Source organism: Paramixta manurensis (assembly GCF_013285385.1).
Taxonomy (GTDB): domain Bacteria; phylum Pseudomonadota; class Gammaproteobacteria; order Enterobacterales; family Enterobacteriaceae; genus Paramixta; species Paramixta manurensis.
Genome location: NZ_CP054212.1, coordinates 181898 through 206893 on the forward strand (window position 1 = coordinate 181898; position 24996 = coordinate 206893).

27 protein-coding genes and 1 riboswitch are annotated in these 24996 nt (G+C 53.5%); of the genes, 11 read left to right on the forward strand and 16 right to left on the reverse strand.

Translation table 11 applies throughout. The annotated features are described in order from the left end of the window. Positions 1–9: 9 nt before the first annotated feature. The gene (locus tag PMPD1_RS00845) at positions 10–1431 is read right to left on the reverse strand and encodes an aldehyde dehydrogenase family protein (protein WP_173632273.1); all 1422 of its coding nucleotides are present in this window, start codon (positions 1429–1431) and stop codon (positions 10–12) included. A 104-nt stretch (positions 1432–1535) separates the two neighbouring features. Between PMPD1_RS00845 and PMPD1_RS00850 the strand changes: the two genes are divergently transcribed. After that, positions 1536–2438: a LysR family transcriptional regulator gene (locus PMPD1_RS00850; protein WP_173632274.1), complete on the forward strand. Its 903-nt coding sequence runs from the start codon at positions 1536–1538 to the stop codon at positions 2436–2438. A gap of 12 nt (positions 2439–2450) precedes the next feature. Here PMPD1_RS00850 and PMPD1_RS00855 read toward each other — a convergent pair whose 3' ends face one another. After that, positions 2451–2906, reverse strand: coding sequence for a carboxymuconolactone decarboxylase family protein (locus PMPD1_RS00855; RefSeq protein ID WP_173632275.1), 456 nt, complete (start codon positions 2904–2906; stop codon positions 2451–2453). An 81-nt stretch (positions 2907–2987) separates the two neighbouring features. On the opposite strand from PMPD1_RS00855, the gene pdxR reads away from it, so the two are divergent. Continuing rightward, positions 2988–4433 (forward strand): MocR-like pyridoxine biosynthesis transcription factor PdxR, encoded by a 1446-nt coding sequence (gene pdxR, locus PMPD1_RS00860; RefSeq protein WP_173632276.1) that lies wholly within the window; start codon positions 2988–2990, stop codon positions 4431–4433. 7 nt (positions 4434–4440) lie between these two features. Here pdxR and PMPD1_RS00865 read toward each other — a convergent pair whose 3' ends face one another. Next, a complete protein-coding gene (locus PMPD1_RS00865; RefSeq protein ID WP_173632277.1) occupies positions 4441–4683 on the reverse strand; it encodes a DUF1158 domain-containing protein in 243 nt (80 codons plus the stop codon). A 318-nt stretch (positions 4684–5001) separates the two neighbouring features. Between PMPD1_RS00865 and mntP the strand changes: the two genes are divergently transcribed. The 3 genes from mntP to PMPD1_RS00880 all read left to right on the forward strand — a co-directional run bounded on the left by mntP (position 5002) and on the right by PMPD1_RS00880 (position 8435). Beyond that, positions 5002–5574, forward strand: a complete 573-nt coding sequence (gene mntP / locus PMPD1_RS00870; RefSeq protein WP_173632278.1) for a manganese efflux pump MntP — start codon at positions 5002–5004, stop codon at positions 5572–5574. A gap of 301 nt (positions 5575–5875) precedes the next feature. Then, positions 5876–7009, forward strand: a complete 1134-nt coding sequence (locus PMPD1_RS00875) for an ABC transporter substrate-binding protein (protein WP_173632279.1) — start codon at positions 5876–5878, stop codon at positions 7007–7009. 163 nt (positions 7010–7172) lie between these two features. Further along, a complete protein-coding gene (locus PMPD1_RS00880) occupies positions 7173–8435 on the forward strand; it encodes an MFS transporter (RefSeq protein WP_173632280.1) in 1263 nt (420 codons plus the stop codon). Between the two features lie 54 nt (positions 8436–8489). On the opposite strand, the gene PMPD1_RS00885 is transcribed toward PMPD1_RS00880, so the two are convergent. Further along, the gene (locus PMPD1_RS00885) at positions 8490–8798 is read right to left on the reverse strand and encodes an addiction module antidote protein (RefSeq protein WP_173632281.1); all 309 of its coding nucleotides are present in this window, start codon (positions 8796–8798) and stop codon (positions 8490–8492) included. A 3-nt stretch (positions 8799–8801) separates the two neighbouring features. Next, a complete protein-coding gene (locus PMPD1_RS00890) occupies positions 8802–9119 on the reverse strand; it encodes a type II toxin-antitoxin system RelE/ParE family toxin (RefSeq protein ID WP_173632282.1) in 318 nt (105 codons plus the stop codon). Positions 9120–9331: 212 nt separating this feature from the next. Further along, a riboswitch (Fluoride riboswitch) is annotated at positions 9332–9408 on the forward strand. Positions 9409–9511: 103 nt separating this feature from the next. Between PMPD1_RS00890 and crcB the strand changes: the two genes are divergently transcribed. Further along, a complete protein-coding gene (gene crcB, locus PMPD1_RS00895; RefSeq protein WP_173632283.1) occupies positions 9512–9889 on the forward strand; it encodes a fluoride efflux transporter CrcB in 378 nt (125 codons plus the stop codon). Between the two features lie 107 nt (positions 9890–9996). After that, a complete protein-coding gene (locus PMPD1_RS00900) occupies positions 9997–11829 on the forward strand; it encodes an ABC transporter ATP-binding protein (protein ID WP_173632284.1) in 1833 nt (610 codons plus the stop codon). On the opposite strand, the gene PMPD1_RS00905 is transcribed toward PMPD1_RS00900, so the two are convergent. After that, positions 11826–12950: a GNAT family N-acetyltransferase gene (locus tag PMPD1_RS00905; RefSeq protein WP_173632285.1), complete on the reverse strand. Its 1125-nt coding sequence runs from the start codon at positions 12948–12950 to the stop codon at positions 11826–11828. The two genes, PMPD1_RS00900 and PMPD1_RS00905, sit on opposite strands and share 4 nt — an antisense overlap. A 199-nt stretch (positions 12951–13149) precedes the next feature. Between PMPD1_RS00905 and PMPD1_RS00910 the strand changes: the two genes are divergently transcribed. Beyond that, entirely contained in the window at positions 13150–14496 is a 1347-nt protein-coding gene (locus PMPD1_RS00910) for a cation:proton antiporter (protein ID WP_173632286.1), read from the forward strand. Between the two features lie 37 nt (positions 14497–14533). Here the strand turns inward: PMPD1_RS00910 and PMPD1_RS00915 are convergent, their stop codons facing one another. Genes PMPD1_RS00915 through PMPD1_RS00930 form a run of 4 tightly spaced genes read right to left on the reverse strand, consistent with a single transcriptional unit; the run spans position 14534 to position 17023 of the window. Further along, the gene (locus PMPD1_RS00915; protein ID WP_173632287.1) at positions 14534–15331 is read right to left on the reverse strand and encodes an anti-sigma factor family protein; all 798 of its coding nucleotides are present in this window, start codon (positions 15329–15331) and stop codon (positions 14534–14536) included. After that, entirely contained in the window at positions 15328–15894 is a 567-nt protein-coding gene (locus PMPD1_RS00920) for an RNA polymerase sigma factor (protein ID WP_173632288.1), read from the reverse strand. Before PMPD1_RS00920 ends, PMPD1_RS00915 begins: the two co-directional genes overlap by 4 nt. Continuing rightward, positions 15872–16417 (reverse strand): tetratricopeptide repeat protein, encoded by a 546-nt coding sequence (locus PMPD1_RS00925; RefSeq protein ID WP_173632289.1) that lies wholly within the window; start codon positions 16415–16417, stop codon positions 15872–15874. The genes PMPD1_RS00920 and PMPD1_RS00925 overlap by 23 nt, the downstream gene beginning before the upstream one ends. Before the next feature lie 15 nt (positions 16418–16432). After that, a complete protein-coding gene (locus PMPD1_RS00930) occupies positions 16433–17023 on the reverse strand; it encodes a cytochrome b (RefSeq protein WP_173632290.1) in 591 nt (196 codons plus the stop codon). Positions 17024–17259: 236 nt separating this feature from the next. Here PMPD1_RS00930 and PMPD1_RS00935 point away from each other — a divergent pair, with 236 nt between their 5' ends. Then, entirely contained in the window at positions 17260–18159 is a 900-nt protein-coding gene (locus PMPD1_RS00935) for an alpha/beta hydrolase (protein WP_173632291.1), read from the forward strand. 93 nt (positions 18160–18252) lie between these two features. Then, positions 18253–18687 (forward strand): DcrB-related protein, encoded by a 435-nt coding sequence (locus PMPD1_RS00940; protein ID WP_173632292.1) that lies wholly within the window; start codon positions 18253–18255, stop codon positions 18685–18687. A gap of 38 nt (positions 18688–18725) precedes the next feature. Here the strand turns inward: PMPD1_RS00940 and PMPD1_RS00945 are convergent, their stop codons facing one another. Both PMPD1_RS00945 and gorA read right to left on the reverse strand, forming a co-directional pair. Continuing rightward, positions 18726–19400, reverse strand: coding sequence for an O-methyltransferase (locus tag PMPD1_RS00945; protein WP_173632293.1), 675 nt, complete (start codon positions 19398–19400; stop codon positions 18726–18728). 390 nt (positions 19401–19790) lie between these two features. Beyond that, positions 19791–21143, reverse strand: a complete 1353-nt coding sequence (gorA, locus tag PMPD1_RS00950; protein ID WP_173632294.1) for a glutathione-disulfide reductase — start codon at positions 21141–21143, stop codon at positions 19791–19793. A gap of 145 nt (positions 21144–21288) precedes the next feature. Between gorA and rnz the strand changes: the two genes are divergently transcribed. Further along, a complete protein-coding gene (gene rnz, locus PMPD1_RS00955) occupies positions 21289–22200 on the forward strand; it encodes a ribonuclease Z (protein ID WP_173632295.1) in 912 nt (303 codons plus the stop codon). Positions 22201–22238: 38 nt separating this feature from the next. On the opposite strand, the gene PMPD1_RS00960 is transcribed toward rnz, so the two are convergent. From PMPD1_RS00960 to PMPD1_RS00975, 4 genes are all read right to left on the reverse strand, one after another. Beyond that, complete coding sequence (locus PMPD1_RS00960; RefSeq protein WP_173632296.1) at positions 22239–23081, reverse strand: 23S rRNA (adenine(2030)-N(6))-methyltransferase RlmJ; 843 nt, start codon at positions 23079–23081, stop codon at positions 22239–22241. A 364-nt stretch (positions 23082–23445) separates the two neighbouring features. Then, complete coding sequence (locus PMPD1_RS00965; RefSeq protein ID WP_173632297.1) at positions 23446–23763, reverse strand: DUF1493 family protein; 318 nt, start codon at positions 23761–23763, stop codon at positions 23446–23448. Next, the gene (locus PMPD1_RS00970) at positions 23763–23924 is read right to left on the reverse strand and encodes an STM2901 family protein (protein ID WP_173632298.1); all 162 of its coding nucleotides are present in this window, start codon (positions 23922–23924) and stop codon (positions 23763–23765) included. Before PMPD1_RS00970 ends, PMPD1_RS00965 begins: the two co-directional genes overlap by 1 nt. 43 nt (positions 23925–23967) lie before the next feature. Then, a complete protein-coding gene (locus PMPD1_RS00975) occupies positions 23968–24783 on the reverse strand; it encodes a CPBP family intramembrane glutamic endopeptidase (protein WP_173632299.1) in 816 nt (271 codons plus the stop codon). Positions 24784–24996: the final 213 nt, after the last annotated feature.

Here is a 24996-nt window from a genome sequence, read left to right on the forward strand (position 1 = left end):
CGCGATAAACTATCGGCTAGCGAGGATCGCTTTGGGCTCCAGGAACGCTTCCAGCCCCCAAACGCCCATTTCACGTCCCAGCCCGGAGTGTTTGAAGCCGCCGAAAGGCGCTTTAGGTTCGTGTGCCAAGGTGTTGACCAATACCCGACCAGATTCAATTTGCTCTGCGACGCGCGTAGCACGCTGCGCATCTCCACCAAGCACCAATGCGCTTAAACCGTAGTCGGTATCGTTGGCAATCGCGATAGCCTCGGCGTCATCGCGGTAGCTGATGATTGAAAGCACTGGCCCAAAAATTTCTTCACGGGCGATGGTCATATCGTTGCTGACATCGGTAAACAGCGTTGGTTTTACGCACCAACCGCGCGCCATATTTTCCGGTCGGCCTTCGCCGCCAGTCAGCAGACGCGCGCCTTCATCAATACCAATACGGATGTAGCGTTGTACTCGTTCCCACTGTTTTTGGCTGACCATCGGCCCAATGGTGGTCTCCGGATGACGGGGATCGCCCGAACGTGCTTCGGCAACCGCATTGGCCAGTACGCTTTCAAATTCCGCTTTGCGTGATTCAGGCACCAGAATTCGGGTTCCGGCAATACAAGCCTGCCCGCTATTCATAAAGCCCGCCGCGATGGCTAACGGTGCTACCTCTTCGATATTGGCATCGTCGAGAATAATGGTGGGAGATTTCCCGCCCAATTCCAGCGTGACGCGCTTGAGGGTTTCCGCCGCGCCGCGCAAAATCGCTTTCCCGGTGACGGTTGAGCCAGTGAATGAGATTTTTGCGATATCGCGGCTGCTGCTAATCTCAGCCCCGACGATTTCTCCGCGACCGGTCACAATGTTGAACACGCCAGCCGGGATAGATGCGGCATGTAACGCCTCGGTCACGATTTGCGTCTGCATGGCGCTCATTTCGCTGGGTTTAATCACTGCGGTACAGCCAGCGGCGATTGCCGTTGCCAGCTTGCCGCAAATAAAGCCCGCGTCGCTGTTCCACGGCGTAATTAAGCCGGCCACGCCGACCGGTGTCATCACCACCCGAGCGCTGCCTGCTTGTTGCTCAAACTCATAGCCCTGTAATTGTTCAATCACCTCGTCAATCACCATTACCGGATAACTGGCCATCCAGTCGGAACGGGAGGCGGGCGCGCCATACTCTTCGATCACGGCCTCCAGCAAATCGGCCTGCCGTGCGGCTACCGCATCACGCATCCGGGTCAGAATAGCGATGCGCTCGGCCTTGCTGGTGAGAGAGAAGGCGGGAAAAGCGGCTTTTGCCGCAGCGATGGCCTGCTGCGCATCCACTTGGTCGGCGAGTCTAACCTGGCCGATAACCTGTTCGGTTGCCGGATTATAGAGACAGAACCACTCTTCTCCATGTGGGGTGACAAATTCACCATTGAGATAGATTTTATCAATGCGTTGCATCACGAGACTCCATGACAGAAAGGAAAAAGGCAGTGTAGCTCTGCTGTATCGTCCCGATAAGTAGGTGTATCCTGCAATAGGAGAACCGATTTTCAGGATAATCAATGCATCGTTCCGGTCTGATTGAATTAGAAGTGGTGATGGCGGTGGTACGACGCGGTAGTTTTCGCGCCGCCGCCCAAGAGATGGGCATGTCGGCTACCGCCGTCAGTAGCGCCGTTGCCGGGTTAGAGACGCGTTTGCAGGCACGCTTATTTAACCGCACCACGCGTAGCGTAGCGTTGACCGAAGCCGGTCAACAGTTTGTGGCGCGGATTGGGCCGGCATTAATCGAGATTCGGCACGCCTCGGAAGAGATAAACAGTAATTCCGCCGAACCGGTTGGCACGCTACGTATTAATGCGCCGCCGGAGAGCGGGGCGCTATTTTTCGAGCGCATTATTGTCCCTTATATGCAGCGCTATCCGCAGATGAAGGTGGAGATCGCCAGCCAGGCGAAGCTGATTGATATTGTTGCTGAGGGGTTTGATGCCGGTATTCGCCTGGCGGAAAACATACCACAGGACATGATTGCGGTACCGCTGACCGGCGATCTGCGGCTGATCGTGGTCGGGTCGCCTGCTTATCTTGCTCGCCATGGCACGCCGAACGCGCCGGAAGATCTTCGGCATCATCAGGGCATTTGTATGCGTTTATCGAACGGGAGTCTCTATCGTTGGGAGCTAGAGCGAAAAGGGGAACTGTTTGAGGCAGACATTCCCCCACGTCTGGTGATCAGTGACGTGCGCGCCGGGCTGGCGGCGGCGCTGGCGGGCCTCGGATTGGCATTTATTACCGAAACCCACGCCCGCGCTGACATCGCCGCCGGGCGACTAGTCGCAGTATTAGATGAGTGGTGCCAACCCTTTGGCGGCCTGTGCCTGTATTATCCGGGCCATCGCCACGTACCGGCAGGCATCAAAGCGCTGGTCGCCATGATCCGTGAAGAGGCCAAATTAACCCTATGACCTCACCCTTTTTTACGCGTGCAAGAGGCTATCCGGTAACTTACGCAGGCTAATCGCCATACGGTTATAGGCGTTCATCAGGCCAATGGCGATATTAAGATCGACAATTTCTTTAGGTGAAAAATGCGCCGAAAGGGAAGCAAAAGCCGGGTCTGGCGCGCCACGTTCGGCAATTAAGGTTAAAGTTTCTGCCCATGCCAGCGCCGCCTTTTCTTTCTCGCTAAACAGTGTTTCTGTCTCAGGCCACACTTGCACCAGCACAATTTTCTCCCAGGCAAGCCCGGCTTTATGTAATGCTTTGGTATGCATATCAATACAATACGCACAGCCATTAATTTGTGAGACGCGCAGAAAAACCAACTCTAGCAGCGCGTTACTCAGATCGGTTTGTGACAGGTAACTGTAAACGCCACCTAACGCTTTCATTCCGGCCGGGGCGGCGTGATAAAAATCAATACGTTCACTCATAGGGATCTCCGCTTTCACTCTTGATAGTCTGGTTAGCATCGGGATAGACCCCATTCTCTTTGCTTCAATGGAACAGTAAAAGTGCCAAGAAATGACCAAAAAAATGGCCCATCAAACGCAGCGGTAAGGTTTGATCTGACGCTTAACCGCGACCGGCGGAGTGGGCTGGGCGAGCAAATCCGCACTGCGATTACACAGGCAATACGAGAAGGGCGGCTGGCGCCGGGCGCGCGGATGCCCTCCTGTCGCGATCTGGCGGCGCAGCTGGGCGTGGCACGCGGCACGGTGCGCAATGTCTATGACATGCTCGCCGATAGCCAATTGCTGGTGGCGAAAGGCGCGGCGGGAACCTTCGTGACCTCTCATCCTCCGACCGTACCGGCTGCTGCGCCGCGCGCCGCCGTCATGCCGCCGCTGTATGACATGGTGTATGACTTTGATACGCCTGCGCAAACCTTCCAGATGGGCGTGCCAGCCAGCGATGCGTTTCCGGAAAAAGTGTGGTCGCGCATTTTACAACGCCATGCGCGAGCGATGATCGGACGCACCGCCAGCTATGCCGATCCGCGTGGAAGCTTGGCGTTACGGCAAGAGCTGGTGGCTTATCTGGCCATGACACGCGGGATTAACTGCCAGCCAGGGCAGATTATCCTGACCAATGGCTATGCCGGCGCGCTGGGATTGATCTGCCTTACGATGGGCTGGCGGGGACAGCAAGCATGGCTGGAGGAGCCGGGCTATTTGTTGGCGCGTAAGGCGCTGGAGCTGATTGAGATAGAGACGGTACCCATTCGTGTCGATGAGCACGGAATGCGCGTTGCAGATGGCCTTATCGCCGCGCCGAACGCCTCGTTTGCGCTGGTGACCGCAGGGCAACAATCGCCGTTGGGCATGACGCTGTCTCTTGAGCGGCGTAGCGAACTACTTCAATGGGCCAGTGCGCAACAACGTTGGATCATTGAGGACGATTATCTTGGCGAACTACAACTTGCAGGGCGCGCAGCACCGGCTCTGGCTTCGCTCGATACCGAAGGGCGTGTGTTTCATATTGGCACCTTTAGTAAAACGCTGAGCCCAACGTTGCGGTTGGGATTTGTTGTGGTGCCATTAACGCTGGCGACGCGCTTCGGCGATATTGCCGCCACGCTGGCGCCCGCCTCTTCCTTTGTCCTGCATAACGCGGTGGCGGAGTTCATGCGTGAGGGGCATTTCCTGCGTCATCTACGCCGCATGAAGCGGGTCTATGCCGAACGGCTGGAGCAGATGATGCAGGCATTACGACCACATTTTCCGCACCTTCAGTTAGCCGGTCTGTGCGTGGTACTTACGTTGCCGGATGGGTTCCCGGACCGCAAGTTAGCGCGTGAAGCGTTAGCGTATGGGTTGGCGCCTTCACCGCTATCAGTATGGTATCAACGTGATGAAACGCGGCGCTATGGATTGTTATTAGGCGTCACTACCTTGCCGCGCGAAGGCTTCGAACGCTGTGCTCAGACGTTAAAGTGGCTGGTAGATAAGTACCGTTGAGCGGCGGTTAGACCTTGATAAAACGGCGATACAGAAAACGCAGCACCAAAAACTCTATCGCGCCTAATACCAAGAACCACAGGCAAAATACCAGCGTATAGAGCTGATTCAAATCCTGAAAATGAAAGGTTGCCATCAGCTTGCGCGACACCTCAAGGCCAAACGAAGGGGCGGGTAGAAGGAGCGCCGAGAAAAATCCCAGCATTAAAATCCCCATTAGGGAAATAAAGGCATCAAGTGAGCTTTTCATGTTGCAGGTCTATCGTGATAAACGTTGCCCGCATTGTCAGGGAATCCGCCTGGTGGTTCAACCATCAATCACCTGGCTTTTTTATGCACGCGGAACGGGAAGCATCTGCGGAAAATGCCTTTAGTTTCATAGTGAAAAGTTGTCGTGGCTCGCCGACGTTCTTCTCCAGACATAGCCAACGTTAAAATGTATAGCCAGAGCTATATTTAAATCCATGATTTTATTGTCTTTTTCTCTTCGCATTCGCATGTTAGTATCAGCGCACTTTTTTGGGGTTGTCCCGATTTTTTTGTCTTACACCGTTTGCGGTAAAAAATAATGAATCTTTACGCCACTCTTATTCTGGCTTTTGGAATGTCTATGGATGCCTTTGCCGCCGCCGTAGGTAAAGGCGCAACGCTGCATCGGCCAGGCCTTAAAGAAGCGTTGCGTACCGGGCTAATTTTTGGCGTGATTGAAGCGATTACGCCCCTGATTGGTTGGGGTATTGGGCTGGTTGCCAGTAAATACATCATGGCATGGGATCACTGGGTTGCCTTTACGCTGTTGCTGGTATTAGGTGGGCGGATGATTATCGAGGGGCTGAGCAAGTCCGGCGCTGAAACGCCGCCGCCCGCCCGCCGCCACGGTTTTTGGTTGCTGGCAACTACGGCGGTCGCCACCAGTCTTGATGCGTTGGCGGTGGGCGTTGGCCTGGCGTTTTTGCAGGTCGATATTGTAATGACGGCGCTGACGATTGGGATGGCGACCACTACTATGGCGGCAGCCGGTATTTTGCTCGGTCGCTTTATCGGGCCGGTGATGGGGCGCTGGGCTGAAATACTGGGTGGCGTGGTGCTGATTGGGATTGGCTGTAGTATTTTGGTTGAACACTTGGGTTTGCTGCACTAATTTCTCACTTCTTCGCCCGGCGCTGTTTTCATCCGGCGCTGGCAATAAACCCCCCAATAACCGCCGTTAGCGCGTGATTGGGGGCCATTGCTATTTCCACATTTTTCCTTCCTGCCCGGCTGAACCGTTTACGATTGGTTTAAAAAGTACTTAACCTAACTAAATATAATAATTATTATCATTAACAGTCTAATAATATCCTTCTGAAATATAAGGTTGTCATGCGTCTCCGCTGGCTGATGGCGTGGGGCGCACAGGCAAGATAAGCAAATAACTTTTTAACCAAGGCAGGAATAAGATTATGGCGTTAAAACAACGTATAGCGATGAGTGTGGCCGGTTTCGCTCTGCTGGCGGCTCCATTACTTGCCAGCGCGGTTAGCTGGCCGCTAACGGTGACCGATCGGGATAACCGCAGCGTAACGATTGAAAAAGAGCCGCAGCATATTATTTTGCAAGATGGCCGGGACATTCTTTCGCTGGCGTTGCTGGATCGCGATAACCCGTTTAAACGGGTGGTGGCATGGAATAACCTGCCGAAGAAACAGGACACGGAAACCTGGAAAGTATTAAAACGCGCCTGGCCTGATTCAGAAAACATTCTTGATATGGGTTTTTCCGACCAGGGTAACGTTAACCTCGAAGCGGTTATCGCTAAACATCCCGACCTGATGATTGCCCAGTTGCGTGCCAAACCGGCGCTGGTGCAAACCGGTGTCATGGCCTCGCTGGAAAAGCTGCACATACCGGTTATTTTTGTCGATTATGAATTGCACCCGGTGCAAAACACCGTGCCCAGTATCACGCTGTTAGGAAAGGTGTTAAATCAAGAAGCGCGCGCCAAAGCCTATACCGACTATTACCAGGCGCACCTGCAGGCCATTCAAGACAAAACCGCGGCGATCACGCCGAAACCGGTGGTATTTATTGAGCCGATTGCAGGTGTCGGAGGGTTAGATGATGCCTGCTGCTTTACCCATGCGCACAACGGTTGGGGAGGCTTAGTCGAAGCGGCTGGTGGGGTGAATATTGGTTCACAGCTATTAGCGGGCGCCACTGGCGATGTGTCGGTCGAGAAAATTATTTCCCTGCATCCTGATTACTATGTCATGACCGGTTCAAAGCGTGGCGGGAAAGATAATGCGGTGGTGCCCTTTGGTTACAACACCGATCCGGCGCAGATTAAAGCCAAATTTAACGCACTGCTGGCGCGTTCTGGTGTGGCGCAGATTCCGGCGGTGAAAGCCGGTCATGTGGCGGCGGTATATCACCATTTTTATAATAATCCGTACAATATTATCGGGTTAGAGGCGTTAAGTAAGACCTTCTATCCACAGACGTTTAGCCAACTGGATCCGACCGCTGATTATCATCAAATTATTCGTCGCTTTACCAAACTGCCAGACGATAGCTTTAATCTGTTTTATCAACCTTAATGTGACCGATAACCGAATGGCGAGGCGGGTCCCGCCATTACCGGATCAGACCCATGGCGTTGTGCACGCGCGGATAAACGCGCTGGGGCATAATACGCTACGCTGTGCGGTTTCCGCGCTCTGTGCCGGGAACCAGCGCTTCTGTTAACTATCGGGAACTATCATGCCCCCATCGGCTGCCGCCCGCGCGGATTCGTTATTACAACATCGTTCTTTTGTAGCGTTTTGGCTGGCGCGAACCGGCTCCAGCTTTGGCTTTCAGATGCTGTCGATTGTGGTCGGATGGCAAATTTACGCCGTTACCGGTCGGGCGTTTTATCTTGGCCTGATTGGGCTGGTCCAGTTTATTCCCTCTATTGCGCTAGCGATTCCGGCGGGGCATCTCGCCGATCAATACGACCGTCGTCGTATCGTACTACTTGGTCAGTTGATTGAGTGGCTGGCCATTCTGGCGCTGGCGCTATTGACGTTTTTACATCGGGCCGATGTGCTGATCATTCTGGCGCTGGTGTTTATTATTTCGGTGGCAAAAGTGATTGAAGGCCCGGCGCTGCAATCCATGCTACCGGCGTTAGTGCCGCCGCGTTTACTGGCGCGCGCAACGGCGGCCAGCGCGGTTTCCGGGCAGGCGGCAATGATCGCCGGGCCGGCGCTGGGCGGTTTCCTGTATACTACCGGGGCGGATATTGTCTATCTGGCAACCGGGCTACTGTATCTGGTTTCGGTCGCGATGGTCAGTAGTTTGCGTTATGAACAGGCGCCGCCGGTACGGGTGCCAGCAACGCTTTCCACTCTGTTTGCCGGGGTGCGCTTTATTCGTGAGCGACCGGATGTATTGGGCGTGATTTCGCTCGATCTGTTTGCCGTATTACTGGGTGGTGCAACCGCGTTATTACCCATCTTTGCGAGCGATATTCTGCATACCGGGCCGCTTGGATTGGGGTTGCTACGCGCCGCACCCGCGGTGGGCGCACTATTGGTCGGGTTCTGGCTGAGCCGTCACTCGCTTGAACGCCGCGTGGGGATGATTATGTTCGTCTCGGTTGCCTGTTTTGGTGTGGCAACGTTGGTGTTTGCGCTGTCGGCCTCGCTGTGGATCTCGCTGCTGGCGCTGTTCGCAACCGGCGCATTTGATATGGTGAGTATGGTGATTCGCGGCGCGCTGGTACAGCTTGATACGCCCGATGATATGCGCGGGCGTGTGAATGCGGTGAATTCTATTTTTGTAAATACTTCCAATCAGTTGGGCGAGTTTGAATCCGGGATGCTGGCGGCATGGTTAGGCGCGGTACCGGCAGCGGTGCTGGGCGGCATCGGCACTCTGGCGGTAGTAGGAATATGGATGTGGTTATTCCCCGGTTTGCGCCAACGTCAGCGGTTGGATAATGGCGATGTTGAGCAACAAGAAGCGGCAAAAGTGGCCTAAAGGGGACGCGTCCACAGAGCATTGTCAAATGCCCGGCTAAGCCGGGCACTTCTTTCATGCGCTTGCGAGTGCAGAGAACTGAAAACCTGTCGCATGAACGACGCTGCGCAGAGTTTTCAGGGTGGGGTTGCCTGTAGGGGATAGCGTGCGATACAGAGATTCACGCGACACCCCCGCTTTTTGGGCGATTGTAGCCATTCCACCTCGTGCTTCTACAACATGGCGTAAGGCAAGTAAAAAAGCTTCCTGACCTCCCTCTTCATCCATGTCAAGGAATGCCTGATGCAGATAGGCCTGAGCAAAAGCAGGGTCCTCTCTGAGAGCATCCACCATTACGTCATCATATGAACGTTCTTTAGGCATACATCACCTCTTTAAATAATCTTTGAGGCAATCAATAGCCTCATCTATGTCAGCATCCTGAGTTCGTTTATCACCAGCGAGTAGCAGTAAAACTATCTCCCCTGCAACCAGACTGTAGTAAACGCGGTACCCACCTCCCTGATCTATCCTAAGCTCCCAGACACCTTCCCGGCATGGCTTATGGTCCCCAAAATTTCCAGATGCCATCCGGTTAATGCGGGAGGCAATCTTTGCCTTAGCAATTGGGTCGCGTAAGTTTTTGAAAAAATTAGCATAAAGGTCACGACCGTCTGCGGTTATGTAGGTCTTTATCGTCTTCATGAATGCCATTGTAGCTTAAAAGATACTTTTATGGCGAGTTTTTTAGTTTAAAAGCGACATTTTTATGGCTCAGGGTAACTGTCTCTTTGGACATAAAAAGTTCCCCGGAAAATCGTATGGGGATGTTTTAGCATTGTTCAAAGCGGAGATGGCAGCTTGGTGTTCAAGCATCCGTAGAGCATTGTCTCGTCCAGCGCGCCAGGCTATCATGTAGCGCATAGGGTGATGGCGTTCCACCTTAACCAACCGCCAGTCCGCGTTCCGGACGGCTGATGACGCCTGACATAGATAATCCTCGTGTGGGAGTAAGGGCTATGTCAGGGCGTTTTCTTATCCAACCTGCATACCTTCCCTGCGCGGAGCCGTTTTAAACACTTAGGGAACAATAATTGATGGTCAAATCTTTGCTTGCGGTAATGATCGGTGGTGCAGTGGGCTGTATTCTGCGTTGGTTAATTGCGCTGCGTTTTAATGCGCTATTTCCTAATCTGCCGCCCGGCACCTTGATTGTTAACTTGGTGGGTGGTTTCGTTATTGGCGGCGCGTTAGCGTACTTCCTGAAAAATCCGCATCTTGATATCGCCTGGAAATTATTGATCACCACCGGCTTATGCGGCGGCCTGACTACCTTTTCGACCTTCTCAGCCGAAATTATGGTGCTGTTGCAAAGCGGCAAATATCTGTGGGCGATGGGCAGTGTGCTGGCGCATGTATTGGGTTCGTTATTGATGACGTTTGCCGGTTTTGCGCTAATAAATGCATTAGGTTAACCCGTCGTATTTGAGCCAATTTTGTGCGATCTAGCGCACATTAAGCAGAAGATAGCGTGATGTTGCACTAAACTCGGTCTCTTAATGGAAAGAGAGTGAGTTTGTGTATGCTATTCCGCCGTTTTGAGCAGTTCATCAACATCTTTCAGGATGCGCCTGCTGGCGCGCCGCCCGATCGAGTGTGGGCGTTTTATGTCTACTATCTGCGCCAAGTCTGGCGCAGTTTCGCCGCCTTACTGGCGGTTGGGCTGGTCGCTTCATTGATTGAGGTGGCGCTATTTAGCTACCTCAGCCGCATTATCGACTTAGCGAATGCCTCAACGCCTTCCTCTTTTTTTCAGGATAACTGGGGCATCCTGCTATGGATGGCTGCGGTCGCGCTGATCCTACGGCCTATCTTTATCGGGCTGCATGACCTACTGGTACATCAAAGCATTAACCCCGGTATGACCAGTATGATCCGCTGGCAAAATCATAATTACGTGCTGCGTCAGAGCCTGAACTTTTTTCAAAACGATTTCGCCGGACGTATTGCACAGCGCATTATGCAAACCGGTAATGCGTTACGTGATTCGGCGGTGCAGGTGGTGGATGCGTTGTGGCATGTGCTGATTTACGCGGTGACCGCTCTGGTGCTATTTGCTGAAGCTGACTGGCGTTTAATGGTACCGCTCATTCTGTGGATGCTGGGTTACAGCAGCGCGTTACGCTTTTTTGTACCGCGCGTGAAGGCCCGTTCCGTCGTCTCTTCTGAAGCGCGTTCAAAGCTGATGGGGTGCATTGTTGATGGTTACACCAATATCACCACGCTAAAACTGTTTGCCCATACCGATCTGGAGCAGCGTTATGCGAAAGAGGCGATTGCGGAACAAACCGCGAAAACTCAACTGGCAAGCCGCATGGTCACCAGTATGGATGTGACGCTCTCCACCCTGAACGGCTTGCTGATTGTTGCTACCAGCGGTTTAGCGCTATGGCTATGGACACAATCGCTGATTAGCGTTGGCGCCATTGCGCTGGCGACCGGGCTGGTTATTCGTATCGTCAACATGTCCGGTTGGATCATGTGGGTGGTCAATGGCATTTTTGAAAATATCGGAATGGTGCAGGATGGGTTAAAAACCATTGCCCAGCCGCTGACGGTGACCGATGAGCCGCAGGCAACCACGCTGAAAGTTGAGCGCGGCGGATTGCATTTTGATGATGTGAGTTTCGATTATGGCGGCAGCCGTCAGGTTATCCGGCATTTGAATTTAGACATTAAGCCCGGCGAAAAAATTGGGTTAATCGGCCCCTCCGGCGCCGGTAAATCAACGTTGGTCAACTTATTGTTGCGCCTGTACGACATTAATCATGGGCGGATTATGATTGACGGGCAAAATATCGCTCAGGTCAGCCAGGAGAGTTTGCGGGCGCAAATTGGCATGATTACGCAGGATACCTCGCTGCTGCATCGTTCTATTCGCGACAACTTGCTGTATGGGCGTCCCGATGCCAGCGAAGCGGAGTTGAACACTGCGATTCAACGCGCCCGTGCCGATGAGTTTATTCCGCTGCTTTCCGATCCAGAGGGGCGCACTGGCCTTGACGCACACGTCGGCGAACGTGGCGTAAAACTGTCGGGCGGCCAGCGCCAGCGGATCGCGATTGCGCGCGTGTTGCTAAAAGATGCCCCGATTCTGATTATGGATGAAGCGACCTCGGCGCTGGATTCTGAAGTGGAAGCGGCAATTCAGGAGAGCCTGGAAAGCCTGATGCAAGGGAAAACGGTGATTGCGATTGCCCACCGTTTATCCACCATTGCACGCCTTGACCGGCTGGTGGTGTTGGACCAAGGGCAGATTGCCGAAGTCGGCACCCATCAGGAGTTATTGGCGAAAGGCGGAATCTACGCGCGCTTGTGGCGGCATCAAACCGGTGGTTTTGTCGGCGCCGATTAATCTCCTCGCCGATACGGTAAGGCGTCGCGCGCATCTTCAGCCCAGGCGCGCACGCCAGCCCGCTCCTCACGCAGAAAGTCCTCAACCGCTGCGCGCAATCCCGGATGGCGTAAATAGTGCCAAGAGTGGGTTATCACCGGTTCAAAGCCGCGCAGTAACTTATGCTCGCCCTGGGCGCCAGCGTCAAAATGCGTCAGGCCCTGTTCAATGGCATATTCCATGCCCTGATAAAAACAGGTTTCAAAATGCAAACCATCAAATTCCGCCAGACAGCCCCAGTAGCGCCCATACAAGGTGGTGCCGCTCAGCAGGCTAAAGGCCATCGCCACGGGTTTGCTCTGCCAGCAAGCGATAGTCACGCGAATACTCTCCGGCATTCGCTCCGCCAGTAAACTAAAAAAGGCACGACTTAGATAGGGATGCCTGCCGCGTACCCGATAAGTATTGGCATAACAGGCATAGACAAAATCCCACTGGCTCTCGCTGAGTTGTGCACCGCTAAACCATTGGAACGCAATACCGTCCGCGGCAACCTGCTCGCGTTCTTTACGCAACTGCTTGCGTTTACGCGACATTAGCGTATCGAGAAAGTCCTGAAAATCGCGATATCCACGGTTATGCCAGTGATACTGGCAGCCCAGACGCGGTAACCAATTGGCCTGCCCACGCAACCGGGCATTCTCTTCAGGACGCGTAAAGTTGAGATGAGCGCCAGAAAGATGCTGGTCTTGCAGGTAATCCGGCAATGCCGTCAGCAATTGATCCACCGCCGATGTTTCACCCAGCAGGCGCGCACCGGTTACCGGGCTGAACGGAATGGCGCCGAGCCATTTTGGATAATAGCGGATACCGGCACGCTGACAGGCCTCCGCCCAACCCTGATCGAAGACATATTCTCCCCATGAATGGGTTTTACGATAGCCCGGTATCGCGGCGCGGATCTGACCGTCTTCGCGCCACACCAGATGTTCTGGCTGCCAGCCGTTCTCCACACTTACGCTGCCGCTCTGTTCAACGGCAGACAAAAACGCGTGGCAAAGGAAGGGATTGTCGTCAGGCAGCAACGCATCCCATTCGGCGGCGGAAAGTTCAGATAAGGAAGCGAGGCTGGATAATGACATGAATAGATTCCTGGACGAGGGTGCTTAATTTCAGCCGTCTGATACACAACATAACATATTCAGCTCACAGCGGTGGCGCGCGCGGGAAGGCGTAGCACAAAGCGCTTATCGTTATTCTGTGGAAGGCAAAAAATCGTTACCGTTGAGAAATATGCCAGGCTTAATGCTTCACGGGCTAAAATGCGGAAAAGGACGGTGTATGGATTTTCTCGGTTGGACGGCCTGTGTGGGCGGCCTGCTGCTGCTGATGTCACTGGCTTCAGGTTGGATCAATCGCGGGCCGGTGACCTCCTTTAGTTTGTTCCTGATTGCTGGCGTGCTATTCGGCCCTTGGGGGCTGGATATATTACGGATTAATATCCTTGGTCATGCAGCGGCCGCCGCGCACATTACTGAGATCACCATGGCGGCCTCGCTATTTATTACCGGGCTGAAGTTACGGCTGCCGTTACGGGCGCACAGTTGGCGCGTTGGCATTCTGCTGGCGTTTCCGGCCATGTTGCTGACGGTGACCGGGGTTACTGTCGCGGTGTATCTGCTGACCGGCTTTCCCTGGTCGCTATCGTTGGCGTTTGCCGCGATTGTGGCGCCGACCGATCCGGTACTCGCCAGTTTAATCTCAGTCAGCGATGCGCGAGATGATGATTCCTTACGCGTGGCGCTCTCAAGCGAGGCGGGGTTAAATGATGGTTCGGCGCTGCCGTTACTGATGTTGGCGATGATGCTGTTTACGCACCATGAAACCCTGTCAATGCCGCTGTTATTACATTGGTTCAGCATTGATGTGCTATGGGGAATGGGCGCAGGTATCGTGATTGGCTTCGCGATGGGGCGGTTGATCGGAATGCTGGCGACGCACTTGCGTAGCGCGCATCAGGATATCGCGCCGAATGATTTTCTGGCGCTGGCATTAATTGCGCTCAGCTACGCGGTTGCGCAGTATCTTGGCGCGTCGGGTTTTCTCGCCACCTTTGCGGCAGGCGTTGGGCTACGCCGTGCCGAGATGGGGGTGATCCGCCGGCATCCGCCTGAGCATCAACCGGAGGACGATCTCCATCCGCCCGCAGAGGTACTGGTCAACCCAAATCAGCGCCACGTCCACGGCGGTAAAGGGTTAGTCAAATCGGTCGGGTTGGTGGTGGGTGATGCCCTGTCTTTCGGCGATACGGTGGAGCGCCTGTTGGCAGCGGCGATGATGGTGGTATTAGGTATTACGCTGGCGCAACACTGGAGTGTGAATGGGCTGGTAATGGCGTTGCTTCTGTTTGTGGTTATCCGCCCGCTCTCGGTCTGGCTGGCGACAATCGGCAGCGGCGCGCCTGCACCACGCCGCATCTTGATCGGTTGGTTGGGTATCCGCGGCATCGGGAGTATTAACTACATCGCCTGGGCGTGGGTGCACGGTATGACGGGGCAGCAGGCGGCACTGATGGTGGATATGGCGCTGACGCTAGTGGTCAGCAGCATCGTGTTGCATGGCATCACGGTAACGCCGCTGCTTAACCGGCGCCAGGCACGGCAAGAGGCGCGTAACGCCAGCAAGTAAGTACCTCCGCGATGGGCGGCATCGCGGAGCCGTCTTATCAGGCAATACGTTGTTGCAGTAGTCGCCCGCTTTTTTCCAGATCGTCCGGCGGATTATGCCCAATCAGTACATATTGGTAGCCTTTTTGGTGCCACCAGACCAGGTTCAGTCCGCGCCGTACTTCATGATTGAGCGAGGAGGAAGCCTCCCCGGCGGCGCGTGATACACACAGTGCCATTGGGCCATAGTCCGGGTGAAGATAAGCAATTTGCGCAATGGAAGTGCTGTCATAACGCAGCATCCGCACGCTTTTCAGCTCGGTCCCCGGAACCTGAATGGTTTGATCGGCAAGGGACAGACCAAGGTCCTGGTGCATGCGATTCAATCCACGCTGGATTGCCGTTGGCGTTGCGTCGATATCAGCCAGCGTTTCAGTACTGTACAGCGACATATATTGTGCAATTAGCTCTCGCACTTTCGGCTCGCCGCGCACCTCTGCATTCTGCGGCAATAAAAAACGCCCGGTTAGAACACCAACAGCCAGAAACCCTAGCGAGGCGGCGATTAGGTTACGGCGGCTAATGCCTTTTGCCGCCACGGACGAGGCGGGCTGCGGCTGTAATAAAGTGTCCAGCTTGGCCTGCATACGCGCCTCTGGCGCGTCGTCCAATAACGGTTCGAATGCCTGCTGCCACGGCAGATTGCTGTGCATCAGCTCGGCGGTACGCGCCGCGAGCGCACTGTCGCTGTTCAGGTGCTGATCGAACGCTTCGCGCTCAACTTCGCTCATTTCACCGTCCAGCCAGGCAACAATTGCCTCATCGTTATAGGGGGCAGAGAAGGGTATTCGGCTCATTTCCGCTCCTCCTTCATGGCAGACGGCGTCAGTTGTTTTGCGAGCGTCGCCCGGGCGGCGGCCAGGCGGCTCATAATAGTGCCAATCGGTACGGACAAGGTCTCCGCAGCCTCCTGATAGGTGAAACCTTCAACGTAAACTAAAAACACGGCATTACGTTGCGCCTCGGGGAGTTGGCTCACGCGTTGTAACACGCTGTCATACTGGCGACGATCTTCAATGCTGACGGCATCTTCCGCCGCACTCAGCTCATCGCTATCAATGAACCCTTGCCCCTGACGTACGCGTTGCGCGCGAATTTCGTTAATCCAGATCGAGTACAGGATGGAAAATAGCCAGCGATCAATACGGGTGCCCGGCTGGAACTGGGTACTACGCTCCAGCGCGCGGACACAGGCAGACTGAACTAAATCTTCAGCCACCTCCCGATTGCGGGACAACACCATGCCATAGCGCCACAGGCGCGTCAGGTGCTGCCCCAACTGAGAACGGACTTCGCTTACGGTGATTTTCTTGTCCTCATTTACGCGCGGCGTTACATCATGACTCCGGATGTCCGTCAATGGCTGATTTCAGGTCGCGATACTCTTCGCAACCGGTACCGCACAGCGTTTTGATTGTAGCCAGTTCTGATTTCGCCAGGTCCGGACGCCCTTTAATCATCCAGGCTTCGCCAAGGTACTCGCGCACTTTCGCGTAGTGCGGATCGAGCGCGATAGAACGTTGATAATAGCCGATCCCTTCGTCAGTGCGACCTAATTTTCGCGTGGCGTAGCCGCGGTAATTCCAGGCTTCGCGTGTGTTGGGTTGTTTCAGGGTATCCAACAGATTGAGCGCTTCCTGATAACGGCCGCTTTTCGCCAGATGATAAGCGTACTGCGTTTTATCATCGTCGTTCAGCATGCTGCTTTTGTCCACGATGCAGGTTTTGGTTTTACTATCGTAAGCCTGACCTTTCGGGCAATCAGGGGTTTTTTCATCGTCTTCGCCCATCGCATTGGCCGTGGCGGTATACAGCAGCCCACTGGCGACCAGGCATAATAGTGGCAGTAGTTTTTTCGTTGAGTGCAGTGTGAATGCTTTCATAATGTTTCCTGTTGGTTAGCGTTGTTTTTCTTTCAGTCCGGGTAACATGCGGCGCAACGTGCCGTCGCGGAGTACATAGTGGTGAAGCAAGGCGGCGAATGCGTGCGCGCCGGCGAGAATAATCAGTGCCCACGCCACATTGTTATGCAGCATGGCGAAGGTCCGGCGCAGCATTGGGTCGATATCGAAGATGTCGGGGATTTCGAGCAAATTAAAAAACCAGAACGGTTCGCCCTGCGACCAGCGAAACAGAAAACCGAGCGAGACCTGCGCCAACAGCAGCAGGTAAAGCACGCCGTGCGTTAAATGAGCAAGGGCGCGAAAGGCGCCGGGCATGGCGATTGGCGTCAACTTACGTTCGGGGTTAAATGCCGCGCTAATCCGCCAGATCAGCCGAATAATCAGCACGGCGGCCAATAAAATACCGAAAGAGATATGCAGCGATTGAAGCCCTTTACGCAGCGGCGTACCACGCTCCAGGAACTGCCAGGTATGGGCGCTGGCAAACAGGAAAATTACGCAGGCGGCGGTGGTCCAGTGCAGAACAATACTTAGCGTGTCGTAGCGTTCGCGTTTTTTACTGGTGGAAAGCGTCAATTGGCTCATGGTGATTACGTCCTCAATGTCTGGTAAGGAGTAAACAACCGTGCGCGCGTTTTTATTCGTTGCTAAAGAAAACTTTTTTTCTTCATTAAACTGTCATAAAAAATAAGCCTGACATTCTGATGAATTTCCAGGCTATGATGCAGCGAATGTGACAGGTCGGTCCGGTCTGACACGTTTCTGCCTTTGTGTGATCGGGTTGTATTCGCTTTAGTAGAACAGAGTAAGAGAAAGAGAAGATGATTAGTCGTCGCCGGTTTTTATTGGGCGCGGGTGCAACGCTACTGTCAGTAAAGGCGGGCGATTTGTTTGCTAACGAAGATGTAATCCCTCTTTGGCCAGACGAGCCGCCGGGTGGCGGCGGTCCGTCCGGGAGTTTACATATTTCTGCCAATGGCTCGTGGTCAAATATCGTGAACCCGACCATTCAACGTTTTCGGCCCAAAAATCCTAATGGTGAAGGCGTGCTGGTTGCGGCGGGCGGCGGTTACCATTGGATTGGCATGGGCGGCGAGGCATGGCCGGTGGCGCGTTGGCTAAATCAGTTTGGTTATACGGCCTATGTTTTGAGTTACCGTTTGCCTGGTGAACATTGGCATAAAAAAAGTCTGGCACCGTTACAAGATGCGCAACGCGCGATTCGCTTAGTGCGTTCAATGGAAAAACGGGTGCACCTTCTGGGCTTTTCCGCTGGCGGTCATTTACTCGGGATGGCGGCGGGGCGCCCTCATCTAAACACCTATCCACAGCAGGATGAGCTGGATCGTGTTGTACCGACCGCTGACAGCGTTGGCTTAATTTACCCGGTTATCACGCTTGAACCGCCCTATACCCATACCGTTACACATTTGGAAATGGTGGGTCGCCATGCAACGCCGGAGGAGGAAGCCCAATGGTCGGTGCAGAATTTTGTGACTAAAAGCTATCCACCCCTCTTTATGGCGCAGGCTGAGGATGATCACACCTCCGATCCGCACAATACCCTGATTATGCGTGATGCCTGTCGCCGGGTCGGCGTGCCCGTCGATCTGGTGAAAATCAGCCAGGGCGGCCACGGCTTTGGGCTTGGGCGCGCCGGTACGCCTGCCGCGCTATGGGATAAAGCCTATGTTGCCTGGCTGCTACAGTTGCATCGCTAACGAAAAAACCTAAAAAAATGGACCGATTGAGGATTGGAAAGCACCGGGAGCTATGTCAGTCTTTATCTTTTGTTTAGCAAACGGACGTTGCATATGCACAGCAAACCCATCGCTCTTCTTAATGAAGGCAAAGTCATTTTACCTAACGGCTACGTGGATCGTACGGCCCACGTTTTTACACCAGTTGTTCCCGGTGCGGGCGCCATCAATATCACCCGTGATGTGCTTAATGTTGGCGATACGCCTGCCGCTTATATTGAACGGCAGTTGGCGTTGTTAACACAACATCTTAAGAGTTGGCAATTACAGCAGCGTGCGCCGGTATGGCTGGGCGATCGCCTAATTGAGGGTGAGCGCTTACAAGCCAGTTTTGAACGCGACGGCGTGCAGATTTATCAACAGCAGGCCATTTTTGGTTTGGGTGAAAATCGCCTGTTGGCCTTTAGCATGATGCAAAGCTCTGCGCCAGGCGAACAGGATATTGCCGCGTTTAACCAACTCCTGCAAAGCTTTACTTTCCATCAATAAGTCTACCGGTCAGGCGCGAAAGCGCCTGACCGGTATTATTAGCCAAGATACAGCGTCATTTCGATGTCTTCTGCCAGTGGGACCGACATATAACCATGTCCGGGCGTTCTCACATAGCTAACGTAATCAGGGCAGTAATCAGCATCATCGGCAATAATCAGGGTGCCAACGCGAAAGCGGCTTTCCAACTGTTTAAGCAGATCCAGATACAGCCCTTTGGCACCGTCAAGCAGCAGTAAGTCGATGGTTTCCGGCAGTTGGCTGCTCAGGGTTTGCAACGCATCGCCTTCGCGCACCTCAACCAGATCATCCAGTCCCGCTTCAGCAAGGTTTTGCCGTGCCCGTAATACTTTAGACGGTTCAAATTCGCTGGTAATCAGCTTTCCACCGCCATTATCGCGCAACGCTGAGGCAAGGTAAGTTGCCGATACGCCAAATGAGGTGCCGAACTCAACGATATTTTGCGCTCTTGCGTAGCGCGCCAGCATATACAGTAACTGCCCGGTACTGCGTGAGACCGCCAGCGGCGCCTCTTTCATGCGTGTATAAAATTCGTGGTAGTGCGTTTTATCGCCGATCAGGCGCTTTTGCTCCTCTTTGGAAAGCCCGGCCCAATAAATAGACGCGTCAGTATCGGGATTCCAGGCTGCCTCGGAATCTTCCAACAGGCGTTCCAATAGCGTAGCAACAGGGTGGGTTGTCAGCGTGGTCATCACAGTCTCCTGGTTATCGCTAACCAATGGTTATTGGGGGTTGGAAAATAATATGAGTAATTCATCGCATTGGATAATCGCATTCCGCCACGCATACCATTGATGTATTTATCTGATTGTTTTTGAAGTTAAAGGTGCAGATTTTGCGACGCTGTTTTAGGGAAATAAACCGACTCTCGCGGTCGCTATTCAGGTTTTGGCCGCTGATAATGGCAGTCGATGAGGAGAAGAAGAGGGATATTGGCTCTCGGGCAGAGGGTGCCCGGTTATTGAAGCCTAAAAACCAATGGAGTTTCTCTCGCCCGGCAGGTGAGCGAGTTAAGGGCCATTAGCGTGACCCTTAACCATCCACGCTGGCAGGCGTTGCGCGCGCCAGCGGTTTGCTCCCGATTAACGCATGGTGACAAACTCTTCGGCGCCGGTTGGGTGAATCGCCACCGTATTGTCGAAGTCTTGCTTGGTCGCGCCCATTTTCAACGCCACCGCAAAGCCTTGCAGCATCTCATCCATACCGTAACCAATGCCGTGGATGCCGACGATTTTTTCCTCTTTACCCACGCAAACCAACTTCATCCGACAGGGCTGGCGATGTTGCGTCACTGCGGTATACATGGCGGTAAAGGCTGATTTATACACCTTCACCTCTGCGTCGCCGTATTTCTCACGCGCTTCCGGCTCGCTCAGGCCAACGGTGCCGATTGGCGGATGGCTAAACACCACCGTTGGGATGTTGCTGTAATCCAGATGCTCTTCCGGCTTGTTGTTAAACAGACGTTCAGAGAGGCGACGCCCTGCCGCCACCGCCACCGGTGTTAACTCAACCGCGCCGGTGTTATCGCCCACCGCATAGATACCTGCAACATTGGTATTTTGATACTTATCGACTTTGATATAACCGCGCTGGTCCCGTTCTACGCCGGTTACCGCCAGGTTCAGATTATCGGTAGCCGGTTCGCGCCCAATCGCCCATACCAGACAATCCACGGTGTACTCTTCGCCATTCTCCAGTTGGAGTGTCAGGCTACCGTCAGCATTTTTCACCACCGCTTGCGGGATGGAATGTGTATGCAACGTCGGCCCTTCGGTATTCATGACCTCAACCAGCGTCTCTACAATCAGCGGGTCGAAACTGCGTAGCGGCGCGTGTTTACGCACAAACAGATGCGTCTCTGAACCTAACGCGTTAACAACGCCTGCCAGTTCGACGGCGATATAACCAGCGCCCACTACTGCGGTACGTTTCGGCAAGGCATCCAGTTCAAAGAAGCCATCGGAATCAATACCGTACTCTACGCCCGGAATTTGCGGATGACTTGGGCGACCGCCGGTTGCGATCAGGATATGGTCGGCGGTGATTTTCTCGCCGTTAACTTCAACCGTGTGCGCATCAATAAAACGTGCGAAGCCTTTAATCACCTCGACGTTATTTTTACCCAGCACGTTATCGTATGAGGTGTGGATGCGATCAATATAGGCGCTGCGGTTTTTTACCAGCGTGTTCCAGTTAAAGCTATTCACCGTGGTATCGAAACCGTAATCCGGGCCGTATTGATGAATAGCTTCGGCGATCTGCGCCGCATGCCACATGACCTTTTTCGGCACGCAACCGACATTAACACAGGTTCCGCCCAGCTCTTTTGCTTCAATCAGCGCACATTTTTGTCCATACATCGCTGCGCGATTAATCGAAGCGATACCGCCGCTGCCGCCGCCGATGGCGAGGTAATCATAATGTTTGGTCATTAAGCGTCTTCCATAAATTAAGTGATCTAAATTGGGTCAGAGTTTACCGCTACTCATCAGATTGCCGCAAAGGTTGCGCCTATGATTGTGATAGGGTGTAGTTAATCTGAATCCATTAGCCGTCTGCTTAGTTTGGAAGCATAGCATGCAACTCACATTTCTCGGCACCTGCGCCGGTACGCCTAGCCTGCAACGAAACGTTACCGCGATTGCGTTAACCTTATCCAACCGGGGTGATTGCTGGCTGTTTGACTGTGGCGAAGGTACTCAGCACCAATTTATGCGTAGCGCGTTAAAGCCCGGTAAACTGGAAAAAATATTTATTACCCATCTTCATGGCGATCATATCTTTGGTCTGCCGGGTCTGCTCACCAGCCGCTCAATGGGCGGCGTAGCGACGCCTTTAACGCTGTATGGGCCGAAAGGGCTGAAAGCGTTTGTTGAAACCACGCTGAGTTTGAGCGCTTCGTTCGTGACTTTCCCGCTGGAGATTGTGGAAATTGAAGCGGGAGAGGTGTACCGCGATGGCGGTATTACTGTCACGGCCTGGCCGTTGTCTCATGTGGTGGAGTGCTATGGCTATCGCATTGAGGAACAGGATAAACCGGGCGTATTAGATGCGGAAAAACTGCAAGCGGATGGCATACCGCGCGGGGCGTGGTTCCAGCGCCTTAAACAAGGTGAAACCGTGGTGTTGGAGGATGGACGGCGGGTGAATGGCGGCGATTATCTGGGGCCATCGATACCCGGCAAATCGTTAGCTATTTTTGGCGATACCGCGCCGACGCCAGTAGCATGTAAGCTGGCGGCTAATGTCGATGTAATGGTTCATGAAACGACGCTTGAGGCGGCAATGGCGGAAAAAGCCAATGGTCGTGGTCATTCCACCACGGTACAGGCCGCCACGGCGGCGAAGCAGGCTGGCGCAAAACGTTTGATCGCCACGCACTTCAGTTCACGCTATAGCTTTGCCGATTGCGAGCGGTTGCTGGCGGAGTGCCAGGCGGTTTTTCCCGCAACCGAGTTGGCACGGGATTTTGCAGTGTTTGAGGTTTAGGGCGAACCGAGACTCGCCCTGAACAGAGAGTCGCGGCGTTATTCCGGCACAATCCAGTCGATTTTAGTGTGGCCGGTGCCGCCAGGAACCAGTGTTTTATGCAGCCATGGCAGCAGTTCACGCATTTGCTGCTCCAGCTTCCATGGCGGATTAATCACCACCATACCTGAGGCGGTCATACCACGCTGATCGCTATCGGGCCGCACAGCCAGCTCGATTTGCAGGATGCGACGAATACCGGTCGCTTCCAGTTCGTTAAACATACGCTTAATCTGTTGGCGCAGTACCACTGGATACCATAGAGCGAAAACGCCGGTACTGAAGCGTTTATACCCTTCCTGGATGCCCTGAACCACGGCCTGATAATCGGTTTTCAACTCATAAGGCGGATCGATCAGGACCAGCCCGCGCCGTGAAGGCGGCGGCAATTTAGATTTTAACTGCTGATAGCCATCAGCACGCTCGGTGCGGGCGCGGCTATCTTTCAGAAACTCACCGCGCAGCAGCGGAAAATCACTCGGGTGTAGCTCGGTTAACTGGAGCTTATCCTCCGGGCGCAGCAAATGACGGGCAATCAGTGGCGAACCGGGATAGTAGCGCAGCGTGCCGCTCGGGTTTAATGCCTTAACCGCCTCAATATAGGGCGCTAACGCTGTCGGCAGATCGGCATGCTGCCAAACCCGCGCAATCCCCTCCAAATATTCCCCGGTGCGCTCGGCGTGCTCACCGCTGAGTTGATAACGACCGGCGCCCGCGTGCGTATCGAGATATAAAAAAGGTTTTTCTTTCTCTTTCAACGACGTAATGATCAAGCTTTGGACGGTGTGTTTGAGAACATCGGCATGGTTGCCGGCGTGAAAACTGTGGCGATAACTGAGCATTTTTATTTATCCAGTTGAATTTATAAGGTTTTAATTTGTATTGAATCGAAATTTTACAATTATTACCCCACGAATTACCCCACAGAACGGCGCACAGCAACGGATGCAGGAAAAAGCATGAGAACCTTTTGAAGCAGGGGATTATATCAGGGATGGTTGCCGGATGGGGTGCAAGTGTGAGAACAAATCGCTGCGTTTTATACCCTGGCCTTCAAGACAAGGAAACCAAACGAGCAGTGGCAGCTTATGTATGAGTGTCACCGTGCAAGATACATATGAAAAATATAAAGCCCTCGGTTACAGGCCGCAGGATGCACGAGTAAACATGAGTACGAATAACTTACAAAATCGTTTATTCCGCTGCTCAGTCATAGAGCCAGCGGCCCGCTTTGGCTGATTCCACCAACATCCAGACATATAATGGCTTTAGCGGCTGTTCAGGCTCAGGTGAGCCTAAAAAATCAGGGGCGAAATAATGAGTTATCTCAAACTTGTTAAGCTCAACATTCCAGTTTCTGAAATAATAACTGAGTGTATCCTCAGCATCTTCCCAGATTATATCAAGCCCACCTCTCGTTAACTCCGTTTGCGGGGTGACCTCAGGGCGAGGGCCAAAGAATCCATATTTTTTATGGCTATGGTTTTCGTATATGTAGTGGATTATTTCCTGTTCGATACTCATCAGAAATACGTCCACTGGATGCGATCTTGCGGTGCAACAATACGGTTAAATGTCACTGCTGTGTCTCTTAAAGTGGAATGTGCAACCCACATTGCCTGCCCCCATCCAATCCACGGAATATAACGCCCAATAATCGCACCAACCTTGTTGGTTTTCGCCATTCGTATATCCTGGCCGGTATGCGCAGCCAGGACAATGAAGGTTTTATCGCTGTAATACCGGATAGGTAAACAGCAGCAGGTGGGTGAGGTTAAATGCAAAATGAACCCACGTGGCAACCCACAGTTTGCCGCTCCACTGCCACGCTAAACCGTAGATCAAGCCCGCCAGTGTGGCAAAAAGAACCAGCAATGAACCGCCCGCGATATGCGCCATGCCAAACAGGAGTGAGGTTAATAGCAATGCTGGCAGGCTACCGACCCAGCCGGTCAGACGCTGTTGCAGATAACCGCGAAACAGCGCCTCTTCGGCCAGTGAAACAAAAAACAGATTAGCCAGCGCGAAAGGCCACAACCAACGCGGAAAATGTGGCTCAATGGCTAATCCGCCTGCTAGTGTTGCGATCAATAACAAGACTGGGATAGCAAGCAGCAATAACAACCACCAAACCTTATAGCGCGGCGGCTGCGCATCAGTGCGAAATAATGTCGGTAGGCAGGCCAATAAAACAAACGGGATTAGCGCCTTATCCAAGTTGTAATAGAAGGTGAACGGCGCGCTATGCGGCCCGGCCTGTACGGCGGTAACTATCCGCGTATTGTTAAAGCCCGGCATCAAGTGGAGCATCAGCGCGATAGCGCCAAGCACCAATATCCCTTCGGTTATCGCCGCCAGCCAGCGCGTTGCATGGCATTGCCGACGGATCGCTATTACTGCCGCTAAAACCGCCAGACCAGCGATAGCCGGTGGCTGTAGAACCTGTTGGGTTATTGCGATTGCGAGTGTAATGACCAGTAAGCCAATGGCAGCGGGGCGATGGAAGGCCAAGATTAGCAGCGAGACGGCAAGCAGATACCACATAATCAATTTCCCTGGCAGATAGAGTAGAGCCGAAGCGCAGAAGACGAAAATGCGGAGGTTTGTTCGTCTACCGACAAGCTAATTGATTTTAAAACAGATGGCTTGTGCTTTATAGGGTTATCTGCAAATGACGCCACCGCTAACGCGATTAAGAATTAGCCTCTCAGGGCAAATTGTCTTCCTCGCAGAGGGACTTTGGTTATGGCTACGGTG